Here is an 18416-nt window from a genome sequence, read left to right as displayed (position 1 = left end):
GGCCCCTACATCTGTTATGAATGCACCGCCGCCTTCACGAGCAAGCTCGTTCCCACCTCATTTCAGATCAGAATCCGGGTGGGAACGACCTTGGTCGTGAAGAGGCCGGGATAAGCTCTACATCTGCTGTGGATGTACCTCCGTCTTCACCAGCAAAACGGATCGACATCAGCGCTAAAGCACATAAAACCAGATCGCCACAAAGTGCATCAGGCTGCCGCCAATCACGAACAGGTGCCAGATACCGTGCCAGTGGCGAATGTGGTCAAAGGCGAAGAACAGAATGCCGACGGTGTACAGCACGCCGCCGCCGGCCAGCCAGAAGAACCCGGCACTGCCCAGCGCCGCCAGTAATGGTTTGGCCGCCACCAGCACGATCCAGCCCATCAGCGCGTAGATCACCACCGAGAGAATCCGCGCTTCGGAGCGCGGTTTGATTTCCTGCAGGATACCGATCAGCGCCAGCCCCCAGACCACGCCAAACAGGCTCCAGCCCCACGGGCCGCGCAGGCTCACCAGGCAGAATGGCGTGTAGCTGCCAGCGATCATCAGGTAGATCGAGAAGTGATCGACCTTGCGCATGATCTGCTTCGCCCGCCCGCGCACGCTGTGGTACACGGTCGAGGCGCTGTACAACCCGACCAGGCATACGCCGTAAACCGCGACGCTGACGATTTTCCATACATCGTGCTGCAGGCTGGCCAGTACCAGCAGCCAGATGGCACCCACGCAGGCCAGCACGGCACCGACCAGATGAGACCAGGCGTTGAATTTTTCTCCGTAGTACATCGGCACTCCGACCTTTATCCGGTGATGAGAATTCTGGCTGCAAGAGCCAAAGCTCAGACCATCGACTTACGGATTTTGCACAGCGCCTCGGGCACAATCGTCACCACGCCCACCCCGAGCGCCCGCCATGCAGATCGATGACGAACTGACCCTCAAGAAACTGGAAACCTTTCTGGCGTTCATGCGCACCGGCAACCTCAGCCGCGCCGCCGCCGAGCTGCAGACCAGCAATGTCAGTGTGCACCGCGCCATTCACTCACTGGAAAGTGCCCTGCGCTGCCCGCTGTTCAAGCATGAAGGCCGCAACCTGACCCCCCTGGAAAGCGCCTACGTGCTGGAAGAACACGCCCAGAAGCTGATTCAGGATGTGGTCAGTGCGGTGGAACTGACCCGCCAGGCCGCCGGCTTTTCGGCCGCGCGTTTTCGCTTGGGGGCGCTGTACTCGCTGACCGTGCGTACGGTGCCGCAATTGATCATGGGCCTGAAGCTGCGCCGCAGCGAGCTGAACATCGACCTGGTGCTGGGCTCGAACATGGACCTGCTGTACAAGCTCAAGAACATGGAAGTCGACGCGATGCTGGTGTCGCTGGATAACAATATCAACGACCCGGACTGCGATCACCTGGCGCTGTTTTCCGACGATATCTTTCTCGCCGTGCCCATCGACTCGGCTTTTGCGCATTACCCCGAAGTGGACCTGAGCGACCTGCGCGAAGAAACCTTCATCACCCTGACCCAGGGTTTTGCCACCCACCGCGACGGCGTGCGGGTGTTCCAGCAGGCCGGCTTCGAGCCCAAGGTGGCAATGCAGGTCAACGATATCTTCACCCTGCTGAGCATGGTCAGCTCCGGCGTCGGCTACGCCCTGCTGCCAGGGCGGATCGCCGCCGTGTATGAAAACCGGGTGAAGCTGATCCCGCTGCAGGCGCGTTACCGCATGCAGCAGGACATCGGCGTGGTGTTCCTGAAATCCCGCGAACGCGACCCGAACCTGCTGGCCCTGGTTGCCGAGTGCCGGATGTATGCGAGCCGGGCATCGGCATCATCCTGAAGAACCTGACAGCGCATCGCGCTGCCAGCAGACCTGCGGTTAACCCACCAACCCACGCACCGCAAAGTACAACAGCGATGGCCCGAGCAGGCAGCCCAGCCCGGTGTGGAAGGTTGCGGTCAGCGCGCCATAGGGCACCAGGCGCCGGTCAGTGGCGGCCAGCCCTGCGGTCACGCCGCTGACGGTGCCGGCCAGGCCACCGAACACCATTGCCGAGCGTGGGTTATCCAGGCCCATCCAGCGCGCCGCCATGGGCGTGCTGACCATCACCACAATGGCCTTGATCAACCCGGTGGCGATGGACAGCGCCATCACATCCGAGCTTGCGCCCAGCGCAGCGCCAGTCACCGGGCCAACGATGTAGGTCACCGCGCCCGCACCAATGGTGGTCATGCTCACCGCATCGCGATAACCGAACAGCCAGGCCACACAGGCACCGACAATGAACGGCAGAATAGTGCCCAACAGCAGCGCCACCGCGCCAATCATGCCGGCCTTGCGCGCCTCGGTGGCCTGCACCTCGAAGGCGGTGGCAACGATGGCGAAATCGCGCAGCATGGCGCCGCCCATCAAGCCGATACCGGAGAACAGCGCCAGATCCGCCAGGCCTTTCTGGCCGCCGGTCAGGGTGCCGCCGACCCAGGCCAGGACCAGGCCAATGACAATCGCAATCGCCGACCCATGTACGCGGCCAAAGGTCAGCCGATTGGAGATGATCACCGACACCCACATGATGATCCCGACAAACGCGAAGGCGGTGATCAGGCCATTGTGTTCCAGGGCTTTTTCAATAAGCGCTTCCATGTCAGCGTCCTCCTGCCGGTGTGGCAGCGACGACCACTGGCGGCTCTTCGGCAGGCAGTGGCTCGCCGCGGTTGGTACGGCTGATCAAGGCAATGGTGAGGCCGCACAACAGCACCGAACCGATGGCCGCCAGCACCGCGACCGGGCCGCCCTTGAGGGCGGTGACAACGTTCTGTTGCGCCGCCATGGCGACCACCACCGGAATGTACATCGCGCCCCAGAAGCCGACGCCCATCTCACAGCCTTTGCTCATGCCGCCGTTCTTGTCCATCCACAGCCGGGCGCAGATCAACAGGATCATGGCGATCCCCACCCCGCCTACATTGGATTTGACGCCCAGCAGCGCGCCGAGCATGTCACCGATCACCACCCCTGCGAGGGTACAGCCAGCCAGTAATGCCACACCGTAAATAATCATTGTCGTTCCTCACTTGCATTGCTGAAGTTGTTGTTTTTGTCCTTCGAAGCAGCTGCACTCGTTCTTATGAGCGATTCACCTCCTGTGAAAGTGCGACCAGGCTGTCCAGGCGTGCGCCATCGAAGGCGACCACCGTTGCGTGTTGCAGAACCTTGCGGCCCAGGCCGGTCAGTACCGCGCCGGGAGGCATTTCAATCTGCAGCGTCACACCACGCTCGTGGGCGGTTTCGACCGTGCTGTGCCAGTCGATGACCCGGCACATGTTGAACGCCAGGTCGTCACGCAGCCGTTCGGGCTGAACCACCGGCCGCGCAGTGGTAGCGCTCAGGTAGCGAACCTGCGGCGGGCGCAGGTCGACGCGGCTGAACGCCTCGGCCAGTTCGCGGGCCGGCGCGTCGAGCAGTGCGCAGTGCGACGGCACGCTGACCGCCAGACGCCGTATGCCACTGGCCCCCGCAGCCTTGGCCAGTGCCGCGACCTGTTGCATCGCGGCATCGCTGCCAGCGATCACCATCTGCCGTTCGGCGTTGATATTGGCCAGGTACACCGGGCCGTCGGCCTGGCTCAACAATGCTTCGACCTGATGCTGGGCAAGGCCCAGGATCACGGTCATGCCGTAGCCCTGCGGATAAGCGTTGTTCATCAGCTCGCCACGCAGCGCGACCAGCCGCAGCGCGTCATCAAAATCCAGCGCACCGGCCATCACCGCCGCCGGGTAAGCACCGATCGACAGCCCGGCGACGAACGTCGGCATGGCGCCCCGCTGTTGCAGCAAACGCGCTGCGGCCACCCCGGCAATCAACAGGCACAACTGCACGGCACGAGTGCCGCGCAACATCGCTTCGCTGTCCAGAGCCAGGATGTCCTCGCCGAGTACGCCACTGGCCTGCTGCAAGGTCTCGCGCACCACGCCCTCATCGGGCAGGCGATGGAGCATGCCGGGCTGCTGCGCACCCTGACCGGGAAACACCCACAGGCTGCTCATGCACACGCCTGCAAGGGTTGCCAGGGATCGCTGAGCAACTGCGCGCCCTGATCGGTCTTGAGCAACACCTGCCTTGCACTGCCGGCCCATTCGCGCAACGCCAGGCCACCGGCCGGCAATTGCAACTGCACATCGACCCGGCACACGGCGTTGTCCAGTGCCGCGACAAGGTCTGCCGCCCATTGCCGACTGACCGGCACCGGTGTGCGGATAATCAGGTCCAGATCGCTGCCTGCATGCAGCGCAGCCATGCCGCTGGCCAGTTCATGACCGGCACTGCCCGCCACGCCCCAGACCAGCCCGCGGGCCTGCAACAGCGGCCGCAGCTGCGCCAGCGCCTGCAACGCCGGCCAGTCATGCGTGCCTTGTACATCGATCAATTGCTCCGGGCTGAGCCGCCGGGTAATCGCGGCCTGCGGCATGCTTGCCGCATAGCGCTGTTCACGACGCTGGCCACGAATGCCCACCGCCACCTGACCGGCCGCCACAATCCCACGGCGCACCACCACCGGGTGGTTATCGCCCAGCACCTCAAACACCCAGTCGGGTGCCTCGGCAGGCAGCGGCATGCCCCACAGCAGGTCGTGCGCCAACAGCTTCATTACCATTGCTCGCGCAGCAACTGACGGACCTTGGCCGACGCGGCACGATGCCGGGCACCCAAACGGCCGCTCAGGTCATGTCCGCTGCGCCGCACGTCCTCAACCGCAGCGTTAAGCACCTGCCGCACCGCCGCCAGATCCTGTTCTTGCGGCTGCTCGATTTGCTCCACGCTGAGGGTTTCCCAGAGCAGGCCGAGGCTGGCGTAGTTGTCGATGTCGTAGGCCATCGGCGGGATGCTGGCGGCGAGTTTTTCCAGCTCTTCGACACTGCGCAGGGTGACCCGCGCCGCCGAGGCCTTGCCCATCGCATGTACCATCACGCCGGGGTCGCGCAGGGCAATCAACCGATTGGCCTGGTAGCCGTGGGCCAGAAATGCGCCGGACATTGCCTTGCCGACCAGCAAGCCGATCACCGGATGGCCGGCCAGCCGGGCACGGGCGTAGCTGTCTACGGCGCCGGCCAGTGCCTGATGGATGCCCAGCGCTTCTTCACGGCGGCCATAGGCCTGGCTGGGCACGTCGATGATCGCGATCAGCGCACGCTTGGTGTCATGCTCTCGGTCCAGTTCGATGACCTGATCGATTGCCTTGGCCAACCCCCAGCCTTCCAGCAATCCGACCTCGCCCTGACGGGCGCGCACAAAGCGGTTGTCGGCATCCGCCACCACTGCCACAAAGCGGGCCGGTTGCTCACCCAAATGACCGTCGGCCGCCAGCACCGAAGCAGGTAGACCCTCGACCGGTCGGGCACCGCCACTCAGGGCCGCGAACCAGTTAACACCACGTTGCGAAGCGCTCATGAGCGGGCTCCTTTATAGAGGTTACGCACGGTCTGCGGGTCGATCTGCGGCTCGCTGTCGAGCGCGGCCAGGCGTTGCAGGTAATCGGCGTACTGGCCGCTGCGATGCTGCGCAGGCACACCTTGCGCCAGCCAGCCGGCGACCTGCTGGCGAATCGCGCCGGTATCGTCAGCGGCAAAGCCATCGACCTGATTGCTGGCAAAGCGTTGCTCGCCGCCGGTCAGGCTCCAGATGAAGGGCCGGTCGCGCGAATCGTATTCCTCAATGCCGGCTTCCTGTTCGATGACCTGCGGGCCATTGAGGCCCAGCCGTGCTTCGCGGGTCACCAGCAGGTAACTGCACAGCCCGGCAGCGATCGACATGCCGCCGAAACAGCCAACGCTGCCAGCGATCACGCCGATGACCGGCTGGTACTGACGCAGGTCGACAATCGCCGCATGAATCTCGGCAATCGCCGCCAGCCCGAGGTTGGCTTCCTGCAAGCGCACGCCACCGGTTTCCAGCAGCACGATAGCGGCGGTCGGAATGCCCTTGCGGTTGTCTTCAGCCGCCAGCTCCAGCACGCCGGCCATCTTCGCGCCGCCGACCTCGCCCATGCTGCCGCCCTGAAACGCGCCCTCGATGGCGGCAATCACCACCGAGCGACCATCAAGGGTGCCTTTGCCAACCACCACCCCGTCATCGGCCTGCGGCACCACGCCCTGCTGGGCGAGCCACGGCGAGATCACCCGCTGGAACGGATCGATCAATTCACGAAAGCTGCCCTCGTCGAGCAGTGCCCTGGCACGTTGCCGGGCACCGAGTTCGATGAAGCTGTGCTGGTTGAGCAAGCGCGCGGTATCAGTCATGGCCGACCTCCTCAACACCCATCTCCTCGAAGCCTTGCTCCAGACGCAGGCGCACCACACCGGGGGTGGCACCAAAGTCATGAATATCAATGTTCAGCGCCGCCGGGGTCTGGCCCTCGAACATGCGCTGGAACAGGTGCTGCCAGCGCTGTTGGGCACCATTGACCGAAGTCACCACCTGGATGGTCAGCTTGCCCGGCTGGCCAGGCTCGATCAGCACTTCAAGATCGCCAGAGCCGACACAGCCGACCAGCGCCCGCCCGCGCGGCGGTTGCCCGGCAGGAAATTCAAAAGACAGGGTTTCCATGTTCAGAGACTCCTCGATGCGTGGCCGAGCGCAGGCTCCAGGCCATCGATAAACAGACAGGCGGCCAGCAGGTCGGCGGCGCCGCCTGGCGAGGCGTTCAAGCCAACCAGCTCGCGGTCCAGCACCTGCAGCGCTCGACGCCCGGCCAGGCTGGCACCACCGCCGGCGTCCAGTACCCGCTGTGCGCCGTGCTGCATGGTTTGCAGACCTTCAAGGCCGGCGCGGTGCAGCACACAGGTGTCACCCAGCGTGGTCATGATCGCCAGCAGCGCGTCGAGCCGGGCGTTCTGCTCGCCGCTGCCTTGGGCGCGGCTGCGCTGCAGTTGTGGCAGGCCATATTGAGTGACTGCCGGGAAACCTTGCTGGGCTTGCTCCCGCGCACCGAGCACGCCATAGCGCCGGGCAACTTCGCGGCCATTGCTGGCCTGGGGGGTGGCCCGCCGATCATCGATCAGCGCCAGCCGCGCCGCACGCAGGCAGATCCCCGCCGGTGACAGCTCATCAGGTGCCAGCGCCACCGCGGCCACCAGCAAGCCCAGCGCCCAGATTGCCCCGCGATGGGTGTTGACCCCGCCGGTGGTACGCAACATCGCGGTTTCGCCTTCGCGGCCCAGCTGGCCAAGGGTTTCACGCAATAGCTGGCCGACTTCGCCCAGTTCGATGGCGGCCTGGGCCATTTGCTCGAAGGTCGGCCACAGCGCCAGCGCCGAGGCCTGCATCAGCCCCAGGTGCATGTCGTGGTGCGCGCCACTGCTGCGCCGGTCGACCAGCGCGGGTTTGGGTGACAGTTCGGCTTCGTCGATCAACGCTGCGACGGCCAGGTCGGCAAGCTGCTCGGCCAGACCAATCGAGGGCTGTTGTAAGTGCAGTGCGCTCATCACCAGCTCCTGAATTTGGCAGGCGGGTTGTACAGGCCACCGGACCACTCGACCAGCTCAGCGATGCTCTTGGCAGCGAGCAGTTCGCGGCTGGCGTCGGTGCGGCGAATGCCCAGGTCTTCCGGCAATGCGATCAGCCCTTCACGGCGCAGGCGTGCAGTTTCCTTGGGGTCATGACGCAGGCCGATGGCGGTTACCCCGGCCACCGCAGCGATCATCGCCCGGCGCTCTTCGAGGCTGCGGGCCTTGTACAGGTAAGCGATGCCTTCCTCGGTCAGCAGGTGGGTGACGTCATCGCCGTAGATCATGATCGGCGCCAACGGCATGCCGCTCTTTTTCGCCACTTCCACAGCATCGAGGGTGTCGACGAAGGTCGGTTTGCCGCCTTCCTGGAAGGTCTCGACCATCTGCACCACCAGCTTCTTGCCGCGCTCCAGATAGGCCGCCGGGCCATCGCCGGGTTCGGTGCGCATATCCAGCCAGGCCGGGGTGCCGTGGCGACGGCCACGCGGGTCGTGACCCATGTTTGGCGCGCCACCGAAACCGGCCAGCCGGCCACGGGTCACGGTCGACGAATGGCCGTCGCCATCGACCTGCAGGGTCGCGCCGATGAACAGGTCTACGGCGTACTGCCCGGCCAGTTGGCAGATCTGCCGGTTGGAACGCAACGAGCCGTCACGACCGGTGAAGAACACGTCCGGGCGCGCCGCAATGTAGTTTTCCATACCCAGCTCGGTGCCGAAGCAATGCACGCTCTCGACCCAGCCGCTCTCGATGGCTGGAATCAGGGTCGGGTGCGGATTGAGGGTCCAGTTGCGGCAGATCTTGCCCTTCAGACCCAACGACTCGCCGTAGGTGGGCAGAATCAGCTCGATGGCGGCGGTGTTGAAACCGATGCCGTGGTTGAGCGACTGCACGTTGTGCTTTTCGTAGATGCCGCGGATGGCCATCATCGCCATCAGCACATGGACCGGCTTGATATGGCGCGGGTCGCGGGTGAACAGCGGCTCGATGTAAAACGGCTTGTCGGCCACCACCACGAAATCAACCCAGGACGCCGGAATGTCCACCCGTGGCAAGTCGCTGACATCATCCACCAGCTCGTTGACCTGGACGATGACGATGCCGTCACTGAACGCCGCCGGCTCGATCAGCGCCGGGCTGTCTTCGGTGCTGGGGCCGGTGTAGATATTGCCGGCACGGTCAGCCTTGAAGCCGGCCGAGAGCACCACGTTGGGGATCAGGTCCACCACCAGCCGGGCGTAGAGTTCGATGTACGTATGGATGGCGCCGATTTCCAGCAGCCCGTCTTCAAGCAACTGGCTGATGCGCAGGCTCTGGGTGCCGGCGAAGGAGAAGTCCAGCTTGCGGGCGATGCCACGTTCGAAGAGGTCCAGATGCTCGGCGCGGCCAACGCTGGGCATGATCATGTGCAGATCGTGAATCTTGCCGGGGTCAACCTTGACCAGCGAGCGAGACAGAAAATCCGCCTGCTTCTGGTTGTTGCCCTCCAGCACCACCCGGTCGCCAGGCACCAGCAACGCCTGCAACGCGGCGACAATATTCTCGGTGGGAATGACCACACCGTCGGCCAACGGCCTGACCTGGTCAAGACGCCGCTGCTTTTCACTGCGACGTCGCGACCAGCGCGCGTCGGGGTTTATTATCGTTGTCATGGTCACTCCACGATGATCGCTGTCGTGGGTCACCTTAGAAGCCGCCGGGCGCGGCATCAATCAAGCTCAGCGTGGAATCGTTACGCTCAGGTTAATGGTAGGACTAATGCCGATCAGTTAAGCGATTATCGAACCTTGCTCGGTCTCCGTGGGAGGGTCCGGCCGGCTCCTCCCACAATGACCGCGTTGTCCTTAACTGATCGGCATTAGCCTGTAGGACCGGCTTTAGCCGGGAAGCTTTTGCTTTGGCCGCAAGCCCTTCGCGGCTAAAGCCGCTCCTACGGCCGTGTATCGTTATCGACCACGCCCGCGTCCACCAGCCACTGCTCCAGCCCCACCAGGTCCGGCACCCGGGCCAGCGTGTCGCCGACCTGCACCGCAGCCAGCTCCAGCGATGCCAGCGGTACATCGACGTAGCTCAACTGATTGTCGACCTTGCACGAGCGCGGGATGTTCTGGATCAGCAGCGCCAGATACCGGCGTTCGGCGTTACCGCCCAGCGCATTGAGCACCACGATGCGGGCCCGGCCGCCGACCTTGGTGCGTCCGCCGCAGGCGGCTTCGAAGCTCAGCAACGGCAGATCAAGCTCGCGCCAGCGGATATTGCCCAAATACCAGGCCGGGGCATTCGGGTCGGCATGGCAATCCTGGTAATCGATCAGTTCCGCGACCGCAACGTTGGGCAACAGCAGGTAGCGGTCACTGAGCGGCAACAGCAGGCAGGTCAGGGTCGAGCGGCGGCTGGACTCGTAGGCGACATCAGGCATGCGGCGAACTCCAGCGGGCGATGCTTTCGAGCAGGACCGACTCCTGGTAGGGCTTGCTCAGATAATCGTTGACGCCCAAGGCCATCGCCCGATCACGGTGTTTTTGCCCAGAACGCGAGGTAATCATGATGATCGGCAAGTCGCGCAGCCGTTCATGCCGACGGATCAGGCTGGCCACTTCGAAACCATCCATGCGCGGCATTTCGATGTCCAGCAGCAGGATGTCCGGTGTGTGTTGTTCCAGCAGGCTCATGGCATCGACCCCATCCTTGGCGGTCAGCACCTGCATGCCGTGGCGCTCCAGCAGGCGGCTGGTGACTTTGCGCACCGTCACCGAGTCATCCACCACCATGACGCGCAGGGTCCGTTGCCCGGTGGCGCCAACCGGCAGCAGGCGCCAGGCCGGTTGCTGCATCGATGCGCGGCCCTGCTGGCCACGCAACCAGGCGAGCAGGTCAAGGATCAACACCACCCGGCCATCGCCCAGAATGGTCGCCCCGGTAACACCCTGGACCCTGGAAAACTGCGGGCCGAGGCTCTTGACCACGATTTCCCGTGAACCCGCCAGCGCATCGACCTGCACCGCGACCCATTGGTCCTGCTGATGCACCAGCAGCACCGGCACCGGCTGCATTTGCTCGTGCAGGCGCGGCCGGCCAATGCCCAGCAGTTCGCCCAGATAGCGCAGGTCGTAGGTATGCCCGCCATAACGGTAACGCGGCGGCTGGCTCTGGTAATGCTCAAGCAACTCGCCGGGCATCACCCTGACCAGGCCCTCAACGGTATTGAGCGGCAAGGCGTACAGCTCATCACCGCACTGCACCATCAAGGCCCGGTTGACCGACACCGAGAATGGCAGACGAATCCGGAAGTGTGTGCCCTGGCCCGGCACCGAGTCGATGCTCATCGAACCGCCCAGTTGCTTGACCTCGGCATGCACCACGTCCATGCCCACGCCGCGCCCGGAAATCTGGGTGATGACTTCGGCAGTCGAGAACCCGGCCTCAAGAATGAACGACAGCACTTCATGGTCAGCCAGCACCGCATCGGGCTGGATCAGCCCACGCTTGATCGCCTTGCGCCGTACCGCAGCCAGGTCGACACCCAGACCATCGTCGCTCAGCTCGATAACGATATCGCCGCCCTCATGCCGCAGGTCGAGACGAATATGGCCCTGCTCCGGTTTGCCCGCCGCGATGCGTCGCTCGGTGCTTTCCAGGCCATGGTCCACCGCATTGCGCAGCATGTGCTCCAGCGGCGCGACCATGCGCTCCAGCACGCTGCGGTCCATATCACCCTCAGCATTGCCGACGTCGAATTGCACCTGCTTGTTCAGTTCGCCCGCCACTTGGCGCACCACCCGGCGCAAGCGCGGCACCAGGCGCTCGAACGGCACCATGCGGGTGCGCATCAGGCCCTCCTGCAACTCGGTGTTGACTCGCGCCTGCTTGGCCAGCAACGTCTCGGCATAGCGGTTGCGCTGGTCGAGGGTCTCTTTGAGGTCCAGCAAGTCAGAGGCCGACTCGGTCAGTGCCCGGGACAACTGCTGGAGCTGCGAATGGCGGTCCATTTCAAGCGGGTCGAAATCTTCGTAGCCACGCCATTCGGCGTGGCTCTGCTCGCGGCTGAGAATACTCCCCTGGGTTTCGGTTTCCAGGCGGCGCAGCTGGTCGCGCATACGCTCCAGAGTGGTTTCAACCTCTACCAGGGTGGCCCTGGTATCGAGAATCTGTTGTTCGATACGGCCGCGAAAAATCGACGTCTCGCCGGCCAGGTTGACCAGTTGTTCCAGGTCTTCTGCGGCCACCTTGACCATTTCCGGCCCGGCTCGCTCGACTTCGCTCTCGGCGCCAGCGGCTGGCACCGGCGGCGCCACGACGACCGGCTCCAGCACATCGAGCTGGCGAATGTTATCGATCAGTCGAACGGCATCGGGCAGCGGTTGTTCGGCGCGCACCGCATCGAGCATGTCGGCCAACAGGTCATGGCCGCGCTGCAACAGCTCCAGCAACACCGGGCCGGGCTGGCGGAGCCCGGCAGACACCGCTTCGTAGAGCGATTCGATCTCATGGGCCAGATCGCTGATCGGCTTGATCTCGACCATCCGTGCACCGCCCTTGAGGGTGTGCAGGTCGCGCAGCAGCGTCTCGACTTCCAGCAGGTTATGCGGGTCAGCCTGCCAGCGCGCCAGGGCAGCGCCAGCGCTGTCGAGAATATCCAGGCCTTCCTGGAGAAACACGGCGCGCAGTTCAGGATCACGCTCGGGGCCGTCGGCGGCCGGCTCAGTGGCAAGCGCCAGCCCGGCATCGGGGTCGCGGCCACTGGCGCAGCGCAGTGCCTCGATGGCCTCGATCAGCGCTGCCGGGTCGTCCAGGGCTTCGCGGTGGCGCAGTTGCTCCAGCATCAGGGCCAGATGGTCGTGGCTGGCCAGCAGCAACTCGGCCAGTTCCGGTGAATAGCCGTAACGACGCTCGATCAGCCCGGCGTACAACGCCTCCAGCTCATGCCCCAGATTGCTCACCGGGCTGATAGCGGCCATTCGCGCGCCGCCCTTGAGGGTATGCAGATCACGTTGCAGCGACGGCAGGGGCGCCGAATTGTCCGGAGCCGTCAGCCAGCGCTGCAATGCCTCGCCAGCGCTGTCGAGGATATCGGCGGCTTCCTCAAGAAATATCGCGACAATTTCATCGTCCTGGCCGCCCTCTTCGGCAAGCTGGTCGGTGGCGGCGCCCAGCTCGATGACCCGCTGGCCAGCGCTGGAGACCAGTCCGGCGGCGCCGGGCTCCAGTGCTTCGTCGAGCAGCGCATGCAAGGCCTCGATGCGATCGGCGCGCGGCTGCACGTCCTGACCGGCAGCCAGTTGGTCGAGCATGTCGATCAGTGCTTCATGGGCCTGTTCAGCCTCATGGAAAAACCGCTCACTGACTGCCAGGCTGCTTTCTTCAACCGCGCCGTACAGGTCCAGCAAGGCCTCGCACAGTTCATCGACCTGCGGCAATTCGGCCAGGTGCGCGCTGTGCCCCAGGCTGGTCAACTCATCAAGCAGGGTGGTCAGTTCCTGACGCTGGCCCGGATGCTCGCGCCAGCGCTGCAACAGGCCCTCGGCGTCGAGCACAATATCCATGCCCTGATGCAGAAAGGTGGTGATCGCCTTGGGGTTGAGGCGCTCAGCACTGCCCTCATCGGTGTCTTGCAGGGCCGCAGCAAGGCGTTGCTGCAGCAGCGAGTGCGCCGCCTCGATCACCTCAGCGGCCCCTTCAATGGGCGCCAGCGGCTGGCTGCCCAATTGCTCAAGGCCTTTATAAAACAGCGGCTCGGCGGCGCGTAGCAGCTTCAATTCCGGTGTTTCAATGGCGATCAGGTTGGCCTTGAACTCGCGTATCAACTCGTCCAGTGCCTTGGCCAGTTCGGCAATCGGCAGCACACCGGCCATGTAGGCACTGCCTTTGAGGGTGTGCAGGGCGCGGTGCAGGTCATCACCAATCGCGGATGAGTCATTGCGTGAGGCGCTATCGAGAAAACGGTCGATGGTCTGCAAATGCCCCTGGGCTTCCTGACGGAAGATCTCCAGCAATTGGGTGTCGGGCTCATCATCCGGCTTGCCGTCAGCCAGTACCTTGGCCTGAGCGGCAAGGCGGTCGGCGTCTTCGCGCTGACGCTGGGCATTACTGGCGAAATCGCGGAGCAGCTCAGGCAGTAACGCCTGCACCCCGGCCAGCAACTGACGCACCTGCTGGTCAGCGACCACGCTGTCTTCGAGGATGCGGTTGAGCAGGTTTTCCACCGACCAGGCCAGCTCACTGATCACCAGCGCACGGACCATGCGGCCACTGCCCTTGAGGGTGTGGAACGCACGGCGAATGTCGGCCAGCGTCTGGTTGCTGGCCACCCCCGGCGTGGCCAGGGCAACCAGCCAGCGCGGCAACTGCTCTTGCAGAGCGGCCAGGACTTCTTCGGCTTCCTCGATGAAGACCTCGCGCAGTTCATCGTCTACCGCCTGTTCATTGAGCGGCGGTGGCAACAGGCTGGCCGGCATGTCGCGACCGGGCGGGTTGACCGCCGCCAATGGTCGCGCCAGCACCCGGGCAAGCTCCGGGCTTGCTGCGCCCGCTGCCAGGACCGGCTCTTCGAGCGCCTCCACCAGCGGCGTAGCCACGTAACCCAACCGTGCCAGGCTGGCCTCAGCCATCGCCAGCAAGCGGTCACCGGGAGCATGGTGGTCTTCGACCATGCGCTCAAGGTAATACTCGATGGCACTGAGCGCATCGGCCAGGTCGTCAAGCTGCGCGGCGGGCGGCGCGCTGTCGGCAGCCGACAACTGCTCGCGAACATAGTCGCTGCAGGCCGTCAGCAGGCCGGCGGCGGTGGCCAGCGGGATCATCGCCAGGGCCCCGCGCACCTGCCAGAGATACTCATGCAGAGGCAGCAGGCGCGCTGGCGACCACTGGCCATCCAGCGCGTCGAGCAAGACGTCTCTGGCCTGCTGCAAGACCACCAGAGCTTCGCGAATCACCAGTTGATGAATGCGGGTCAGATCAGTGGTCGGCAGATGGCTCTCTTCACGGCGGGTTTCAGCGCTGCCGCCCACCATGCCGGCCAGGGTCGACTCGACGTAAAGCAGCGCGCCGGCCACATCCATCAGGGTCGCGTCGCTGGGCTCACGCTGCCCTTGGGCCATGCCCTGCACCACACTGGTCTGGTCGATGATGACCTTGCGCGGCTGGCCGAAGCCCAATACCGCCAGGGTATCGGCAATCTGCCGCAACGACGGCAACAGTGCGTTGAGTTCGCTGACCCGCTGGCGGTCACCGCGCACGAACACGTCCAGCCGTTCCTTGGCCCGCACCAGGCCTTCGCACACCGCCAGGATTATGCTGCGCATGGCGTCGCGATCCGGCGCCGTCATCCGCGCCCGCTCTTCGAACACGATGTGGCTGGCAGGCAATGCATCGTCCAGCGCGTACTGTTCTCTGAGCGCCAGCACTTTCGCTGACTGGCTGTCGGATTTGGCGATATAGAACAGCAGGCTCTTGAGCAATTCGTCCGGCGCGGGCTGGTTGATCGCTGATACGCCCTGTTCGATCAGCCGTTCAAGCTCATGGTCGGCATCCCGGAACAGGCTGCGCAGCGCAGGGCTGTTGGTAAAACTGCCAGCCGCCATGCTGTCGACCAGCGCCGAGGTGATGCGCCATAACGCTTCGAGCGGGGCGCCTTCGCACAGCCGTTCGAGATGGGCGAACACTTCAGTCAGGTGTTGCAACTGCGACGGCACATCCTGTTCGCGGATCAACCCGCTCAGAGCATCCTGCAGGCTTTGCCGCCAGGTGCGCAGCAGTTGCGCCAGGCCAGGAAAATCGCGCTGGGCCAGGGTCTGGGCGTCGAGCGGGCCGGTATCATCGAGCAAGGGCGCAAACAGGCTGGTTTCCGACAGCAGGCTCTCGCCGCGAACACTGCGCAGGTCGTTGAGCAACGGCAGGATCACCAGCGGCAGATCGCGCCGCGCGGTGTGAATACGCTCCAGATAGATCGGCAACTGGTTCATTGCCTGACTGAGCAGTTGCAAGGCTTCAGGCTGATTGGCCAGCCGTTGCCCACGCAGGGCCAGCGCCAGCTTTTCGATTTCTTCGGCGAGCAGCGCCGCGCCGTAGAACTCGATCATCTGCAGGCAGCCATAGACCTGATGCACGCCGTTCAGGCACTCATCCAGGGCAGCGCCTTTATCAGGGCTGGCGATATAGCCGTCCAGCGCCTGACGGGCCTGCGCGAGGGTTTCGGCGATGCTGCCTTTGACCCACTCAAGGGCGACATAGTCGTGGCGGTCAGGCATGGCGCGCGTGGCTCTGGCTGTCGGGCATGAAGGTGAACCGCGTCATCCGTGATCTCTGGAGGCAGGCAAGGTAAACCCGGACACCGAACGCCGCATGGCACTGGCCAGCTTCGCCAGGTTGCCGATGCTTTCGGCAGTGGCTGCCGTCCCGGAGGTGGTCTGCGAGGTGATTTGCTGGATCACGGTCATGGTCTGGGAGATCTGCCCGGCGGAAACCGCCTGTTGCTGGGCGGCGTCGGTGATACTTTCGATCAGCTCGGCCAGCACCCGCGATACGCCTTCGATTTCTTCCAGGGCCACCCCGGCGTCCTGCGCCAGACGCGCACCGCGCACCACCTCACTGGTGGTCTGCTCCATCGAGATGACCGCTTCGTTGGTGTCGTTCTGGATCGCCCGCACCAGACTTTCGATCTGTTTGGTCGCGGATGACGAGCGCTCGGCCAGCCGTTGTACTTCGTCGGCCACCACGGCAAAGCCGCGCCCGGCATCACCGGCCATCGACGCCTGGATCGCCGCGTTGAGGGCCAGTACGTTGGTCTGGTCAGAAATGTCGTCGATCAGACTGACAATATCGCCAATTTCCTGAGATGACTCACCCAGACGCTTGATGCGCTTGGAGGTGTCCTGAATCTGCTCGCGAATGTTGTCCATGCCATGGATGGTGTTGTGTACCACCTCATTGCCCTTGTTGGCGATAGCCACCGAGCGGGCGGCGACCGTCGAAGACTCGGAGGCGTTGGTCGACACCTGGTCGATCGACTGCGCCATGTCGTTGATCGCCGCCGAGGCCGCGCTGATCTGCAAGGCCTGATGCTGCGAGGCGCCGGCCAGTTGCATGGCGGTGGTCTGGGTTTCCTGCACGGCGGCAGCGACCTGCTGGGCGGTGAAGTTGATGGTCGCCACCAGTTCACGCAACTGGTCGATGGAGAAATTGATCGAGTCAGCGATGGCCCCGGTGAAGTCTTCAGTCACCGATGCCGCGACGGTCAGGTCACCATCGGCAAGGTCTTCGATTTCATCGAGCAGGCGCATGATCGCTGCCTGGTTGCGCTCGCTCTTCTGCGCCGTTTCGTGCAACTGGCGGTTGGTCTCGCGGACCATGACCAGGCCGATCAGCAACACCGACATCACCGCCAGCAGGCCAAGTAGATAACCGCCCACCGAATTCATCGTGCGCTGACCGGTCAGCCGCTCCAGGCTGGTGGTCAGCGCCGAAGCCTGATCGAGCAGGGTCTGGGAGGTGATGAAGATTTTGCCGGCGGCTTCGCGCACCTGAAACAGCTCCGGCGAGGTTTCGAGGATTTCATCCACCGAACCGGAAACGAACTCGAACAACTCGGCAATTTCGGCCAGCCGCGCCCGCGCATCCGGGTCCTGGACGCGGCTGATGCTCATCCCGGTATTGCCTTCGAGCATGCCATTGAGCACCCGGCCAAACTGGCTGGCATCACGGCCAAAGGCATCGGCGGCCTGCACCGTGGTTTCGTCGCCGGCCAGCACCGTATTGACCGAGCCGAGGATCCGCTCGGCAAGCAACGCCTGGCGCTGGGCCAACACCACTTGGCTGGACGGCGCCTTGCTCTGCAGCAGAATCTCGACGACCTTTTCGTACTCGGTCTGCAATTGCGGAATGGTCTCGGCCAGGGTCGCCGCCACTTGATGCAGCGACAGCACGGTCTGCTCGTTGGCCAGGATCACGTCTGTGCTTTTGCGCAGCGCTTCCCAGTCGCTCTGCACCGCACGCAACTCTTTATGCACCCCGGATGGCGCCGCAGGCAGGCCGGTGGCCGGGTCGCCGTTTTTCAGGAAGCTCCAGCGCTGGTCGAAATCGTTACGCGCATCGGTGAGCAGCTTGAACGCCTGCGCCTTGCCGGCCGCCGACTCAGTGGCGTTCTTGGCAATCCGCTGGGACAGCACACGCAGCTCACCGGCATGACCGATGTACTGCTTGTCATAGTTCGACTGGGTGTTGAGATAGGCGAAGTTGGCGAACAGCACCACGATCAGCACGATCAGCACGATGAACAACACCACGATCTGCCGACGGCTGCGCAACCCTTCTTCGGACTTGCCTGTATCAGTCATTAATCAGGCTCCCGCCCGGCTGTTGAGAACGTCTATATCGCAACATCCATGAAATCCGCCGACTGCGCCAGCGCCAGGGTGCTGAACACTCGCCATACCGCTGTGCTCTGGAACTGGCCACGAACGAACGGCGCCATGCGTGGCCCAAATGGCTGCGCCGCGTCAGCGCGCAAGTCTTCGGGTTCAAAATGCTGCATACCCAGCACTTCATCGACCAGCAACCCGGCAAACACCTCCTGATGTTCGACCACCAGCACCCGGCGCTGACGCCGCAACGGCGCATGGCCCTGGCCGAAATAGCGGCTCAGGTCCATCACCGGCAACAGTCGCCCGCGCAGGTTGGCCAGCCCCAGCACCCAAGGCTTGACCCCCGGCATCGCTGCCACGCGGGGCTCGTTGAGAATTTCGCTGATCTCGCCCATCGGCGCGACAAACAACTGCTCGCCCAGGCGAAAACCGATACCGCTCCAGTCCTGGCCACGGGTCTCCTGCGACGGCAGGCCCGCCGCCAGAGAGCGACAACGCTGGTCGATGTCGAACAACAGTTCGAAAGCGGTACGCGACCCGGGCATCGGCGCT

The 18416-nt window shown here is 64.1% G+C and carries 15 protein-coding genes; 1 reads left to right on the top strand and 14 read right to left on the bottom strand.

What is annotated here, in order from left to right; translation table 11 throughout:
- Positions 1-174: 174 nt before the first annotated feature.
- Positions 175-789 (bottom strand): PAQR family membrane homeostasis protein TrhA, encoded by a 615-nt coding sequence (trhA, locus tag PSCI_RS10275; protein ID WP_045486007.1) that lies wholly within the window; start codon positions 787-789, stop codon positions 175-177.
- Between the two features lie 127 nt (positions 790-916).
- Between trhA and PSCI_RS10270 the strand changes: the two genes are divergently transcribed.
- On the top strand, positions 917-1840 hold the full coding sequence (locus tag PSCI_RS10270) for a LysR family transcriptional regulator (protein WP_045486005.1): 924 nt from the start codon (positions 917-919) through the stop codon (positions 1838-1840).
- A gap of 39 nt (positions 1841-1879) precedes the next feature.
- Here PSCI_RS10270 and madM read toward each other — a convergent pair whose 3' ends face one another.
- From madM to PSCI_RS10205, 13 genes are all read right to left on the bottom strand, one after another.
- Positions 1880-2644 (bottom strand): malonate transporter subunit MadM, encoded by a 765-nt coding sequence (gene madM, locus PSCI_RS10265; protein WP_045486003.1) that lies wholly within the window; start codon positions 2642-2644, stop codon positions 1880-1882.
- Position 2645: 1 nt separating this feature from the next.
- Positions 2646-3062, bottom strand: coding sequence for a malonate transporter subunit MadL (gene madL, locus PSCI_RS10260; RefSeq protein WP_045485991.1), 417 nt, complete (start codon positions 3060-3062; stop codon positions 2646-2648).
- A gap of 64 nt (positions 3063-3126) precedes the next feature.
- Positions 3127-4047, bottom strand: a complete 921-nt coding sequence (gene mdcH / locus PSCI_RS10255; RefSeq protein ID WP_045485988.1) for a malonate decarboxylase subunit epsilon — start codon at positions 4045-4047, stop codon at positions 3127-3129.
- A complete protein-coding gene (locus PSCI_RS10250) occupies positions 4044-4655 on the bottom strand; it encodes a malonate decarboxylase holo-ACP synthase (protein WP_045485986.1) in 612 nt (203 codons plus the stop codon). Before PSCI_RS10250 ends, mdcH begins: the two co-directional genes overlap by 4 nt.
- A complete protein-coding gene (gene mdcE, locus PSCI_RS10245; RefSeq protein WP_045485983.1) occupies positions 4649-5449 on the bottom strand; it encodes a biotin-independent malonate decarboxylase subunit gamma in 801 nt (266 codons plus the stop codon). Before mdcE ends, PSCI_RS10250 begins: the two co-directional genes overlap by 7 nt.
- Positions 5446-6297, bottom strand: a complete 852-nt coding sequence (locus PSCI_RS10240; RefSeq protein ID WP_045485980.1) for a biotin-independent malonate decarboxylase subunit beta — start codon at positions 6295-6297, stop codon at positions 5446-5448. Before PSCI_RS10240 ends, mdcE begins: the two co-directional genes overlap by 4 nt.
- A complete protein-coding gene (locus tag PSCI_RS10235) occupies positions 6290-6604 on the bottom strand; it encodes a malonate decarboxylase subunit delta (RefSeq protein ID WP_045485977.1) in 315 nt (104 codons plus the stop codon). Before PSCI_RS10235 ends, PSCI_RS10240 begins: the two co-directional genes overlap by 8 nt.
- A gap of 2 nt (positions 6605-6606) precedes the next feature.
- Positions 6607-7482, bottom strand: a complete 876-nt coding sequence (locus PSCI_RS10230) for a triphosphoribosyl-dephospho-CoA synthase (protein WP_045485974.1) — start codon at positions 7480-7482, stop codon at positions 6607-6609.
- A complete protein-coding gene (mdcA, locus tag PSCI_RS10225) occupies positions 7482-9158 on the bottom strand; it encodes a malonate decarboxylase subunit alpha (RefSeq protein WP_045485972.1) in 1677 nt (558 codons plus the stop codon). Before mdcA ends, PSCI_RS10230 begins: the two co-directional genes overlap by 1 nt.
- A 278-nt stretch (positions 9159-9436) precedes the next feature.
- Positions 9437-9925, bottom strand: coding sequence for a chemotaxis protein CheW (locus tag PSCI_RS10220; protein ID WP_045485969.1), 489 nt, complete (start codon positions 9923-9925; stop codon positions 9437-9439).
- Positions 9918-15752, bottom strand: a complete 5835-nt coding sequence (locus PSCI_RS10215) for an Hpt domain-containing protein (protein WP_045485966.1) — start codon at positions 15750-15752, stop codon at positions 9918-9920. The genes PSCI_RS10220 and PSCI_RS10215 overlap by 8 nt, the downstream gene beginning before the upstream one ends.
- Positions 15753-15794: 42 nt before the next feature.
- Positions 15795-17837, bottom strand: coding sequence for a methyl-accepting chemotaxis protein (locus tag PSCI_RS10210; protein ID WP_045485963.1), 2043 nt, complete (start codon positions 17835-17837; stop codon positions 15795-15797).
- A gap of 32 nt (positions 17838-17869) precedes the next feature.
- On the bottom strand, positions 17870-18409 hold the full coding sequence (locus PSCI_RS10205; protein ID WP_045485959.1) for a chemotaxis protein CheW: 540 nt from the start codon (positions 18407-18409) through the stop codon (positions 17870-17872).
- Positions 18410-18416 lie beyond the last annotated feature (7 nt).

The sequence above is a fragment of the Pseudomonas sp. StFLB209 genome (assembly GCF_000829415.1).
Lineage (GTDB): Bacteria > Pseudomonadota > Gammaproteobacteria > Pseudomonadales > Pseudomonadaceae > Aquipseudomonas.
The sequence above is the reverse complement of the archived record's forward strand: the minus strand, read 5'-3'. Positions and strand labels throughout refer to the sequence as shown.

Excerpts from the sequence above, each read along its gene's own strand:
- PSCI_RS10210 (WP_045485963.1), bottom strand. The coding sequence starts at position 17,837 with ATGACTGATACAGGCAAGTCCGAAGAAGGGTTGCGCAGCCGTCGGCAG.
- mdcH (WP_045485988.1), bottom strand. The coding sequence starts at position 4,047 with ATGAGCAGCCTGTGGGTGTTTCCCGGTCAGGGTGCGCAGCAGCCCGGC.
- PSCI_RS10270 (WP_045486005.1), top strand. The coding sequence starts at position 917 with ATGCAGATCGATGACGAACTGACCCTCAAGAAACTGGAAACCTTTCTG.
- mdcA (WP_045485972.1), bottom strand. The coding sequence starts at position 9,158 with ATGACAACGATAATAAACCCCGACGCGCGCTGGTCGCGACGTCGCAGT.
- trhA (WP_045486007.1), bottom strand. The coding sequence starts at position 789 with ATGTACTACGGAGAAAAATTCAACGCCTGGTCTCATCTGGTCGGTGCC.
- PSCI_RS10250 (WP_045485986.1), bottom strand. The coding sequence starts at position 4,655 with ATGGTAATGAAGCTGTTGGCGCACGACCTGCTGTGGGGCATGCCGCTG.
- madM (WP_045486003.1), bottom strand. The coding sequence starts at position 2,644 with ATGGAAGCGCTTATTGAAAAAGCCCTGGAACACAATGGCCTGATCACC.
- PSCI_RS10215 (WP_045485966.1), bottom strand. The coding sequence starts at position 15,752 with ATGCCTGACCGCCACGACTATGTCGCCCTTGAGTGGGTCAAAGGCAGC.
- mdcE (WP_045485983.1), bottom strand. The coding sequence starts at position 5,449 with ATGAGCGCTTCGCAACGTGGTGTTAACTGGTTCGCGGCCCTGAGTGGC.
- PSCI_RS10205 (WP_045485959.1), bottom strand. The coding sequence starts at position 18,409 with ATGCCCGGGTCGCGTACCGCTTTCGAACTGTTGTTCGACATCGACCAG.
- PSCI_RS10220 (WP_045485969.1), bottom strand. The coding sequence starts at position 9,925 with ATGCCTGATGTCGCCTACGAGTCCAGCCGCCGCTCGACCCTGACCTGC.
- PSCI_RS10230 (WP_045485974.1), bottom strand. The coding sequence starts at position 7,482 with ATGAGCGCACTGCACTTACAACAGCCCTCGATTGGTCTGGCCGAGCAG.
- PSCI_RS10240 (WP_045485980.1), bottom strand. The coding sequence starts at position 6,297 with ATGACTGATACCGCGCGCTTGCTCAACCAGCACAGCTTCATCGAACTC.
- madL (WP_045485991.1), bottom strand. The coding sequence starts at position 3,062 with ATGATTATTTACGGTGTGGCATTACTGGCTGGCTGTACCCTCGCAGGG.
- PSCI_RS10235 (WP_045485977.1), bottom strand. The coding sequence starts at position 6,604 with ATGGAAACCCTGTCTTTTGAATTTCCTGCCGGGCAACCGCCGCGCGGG.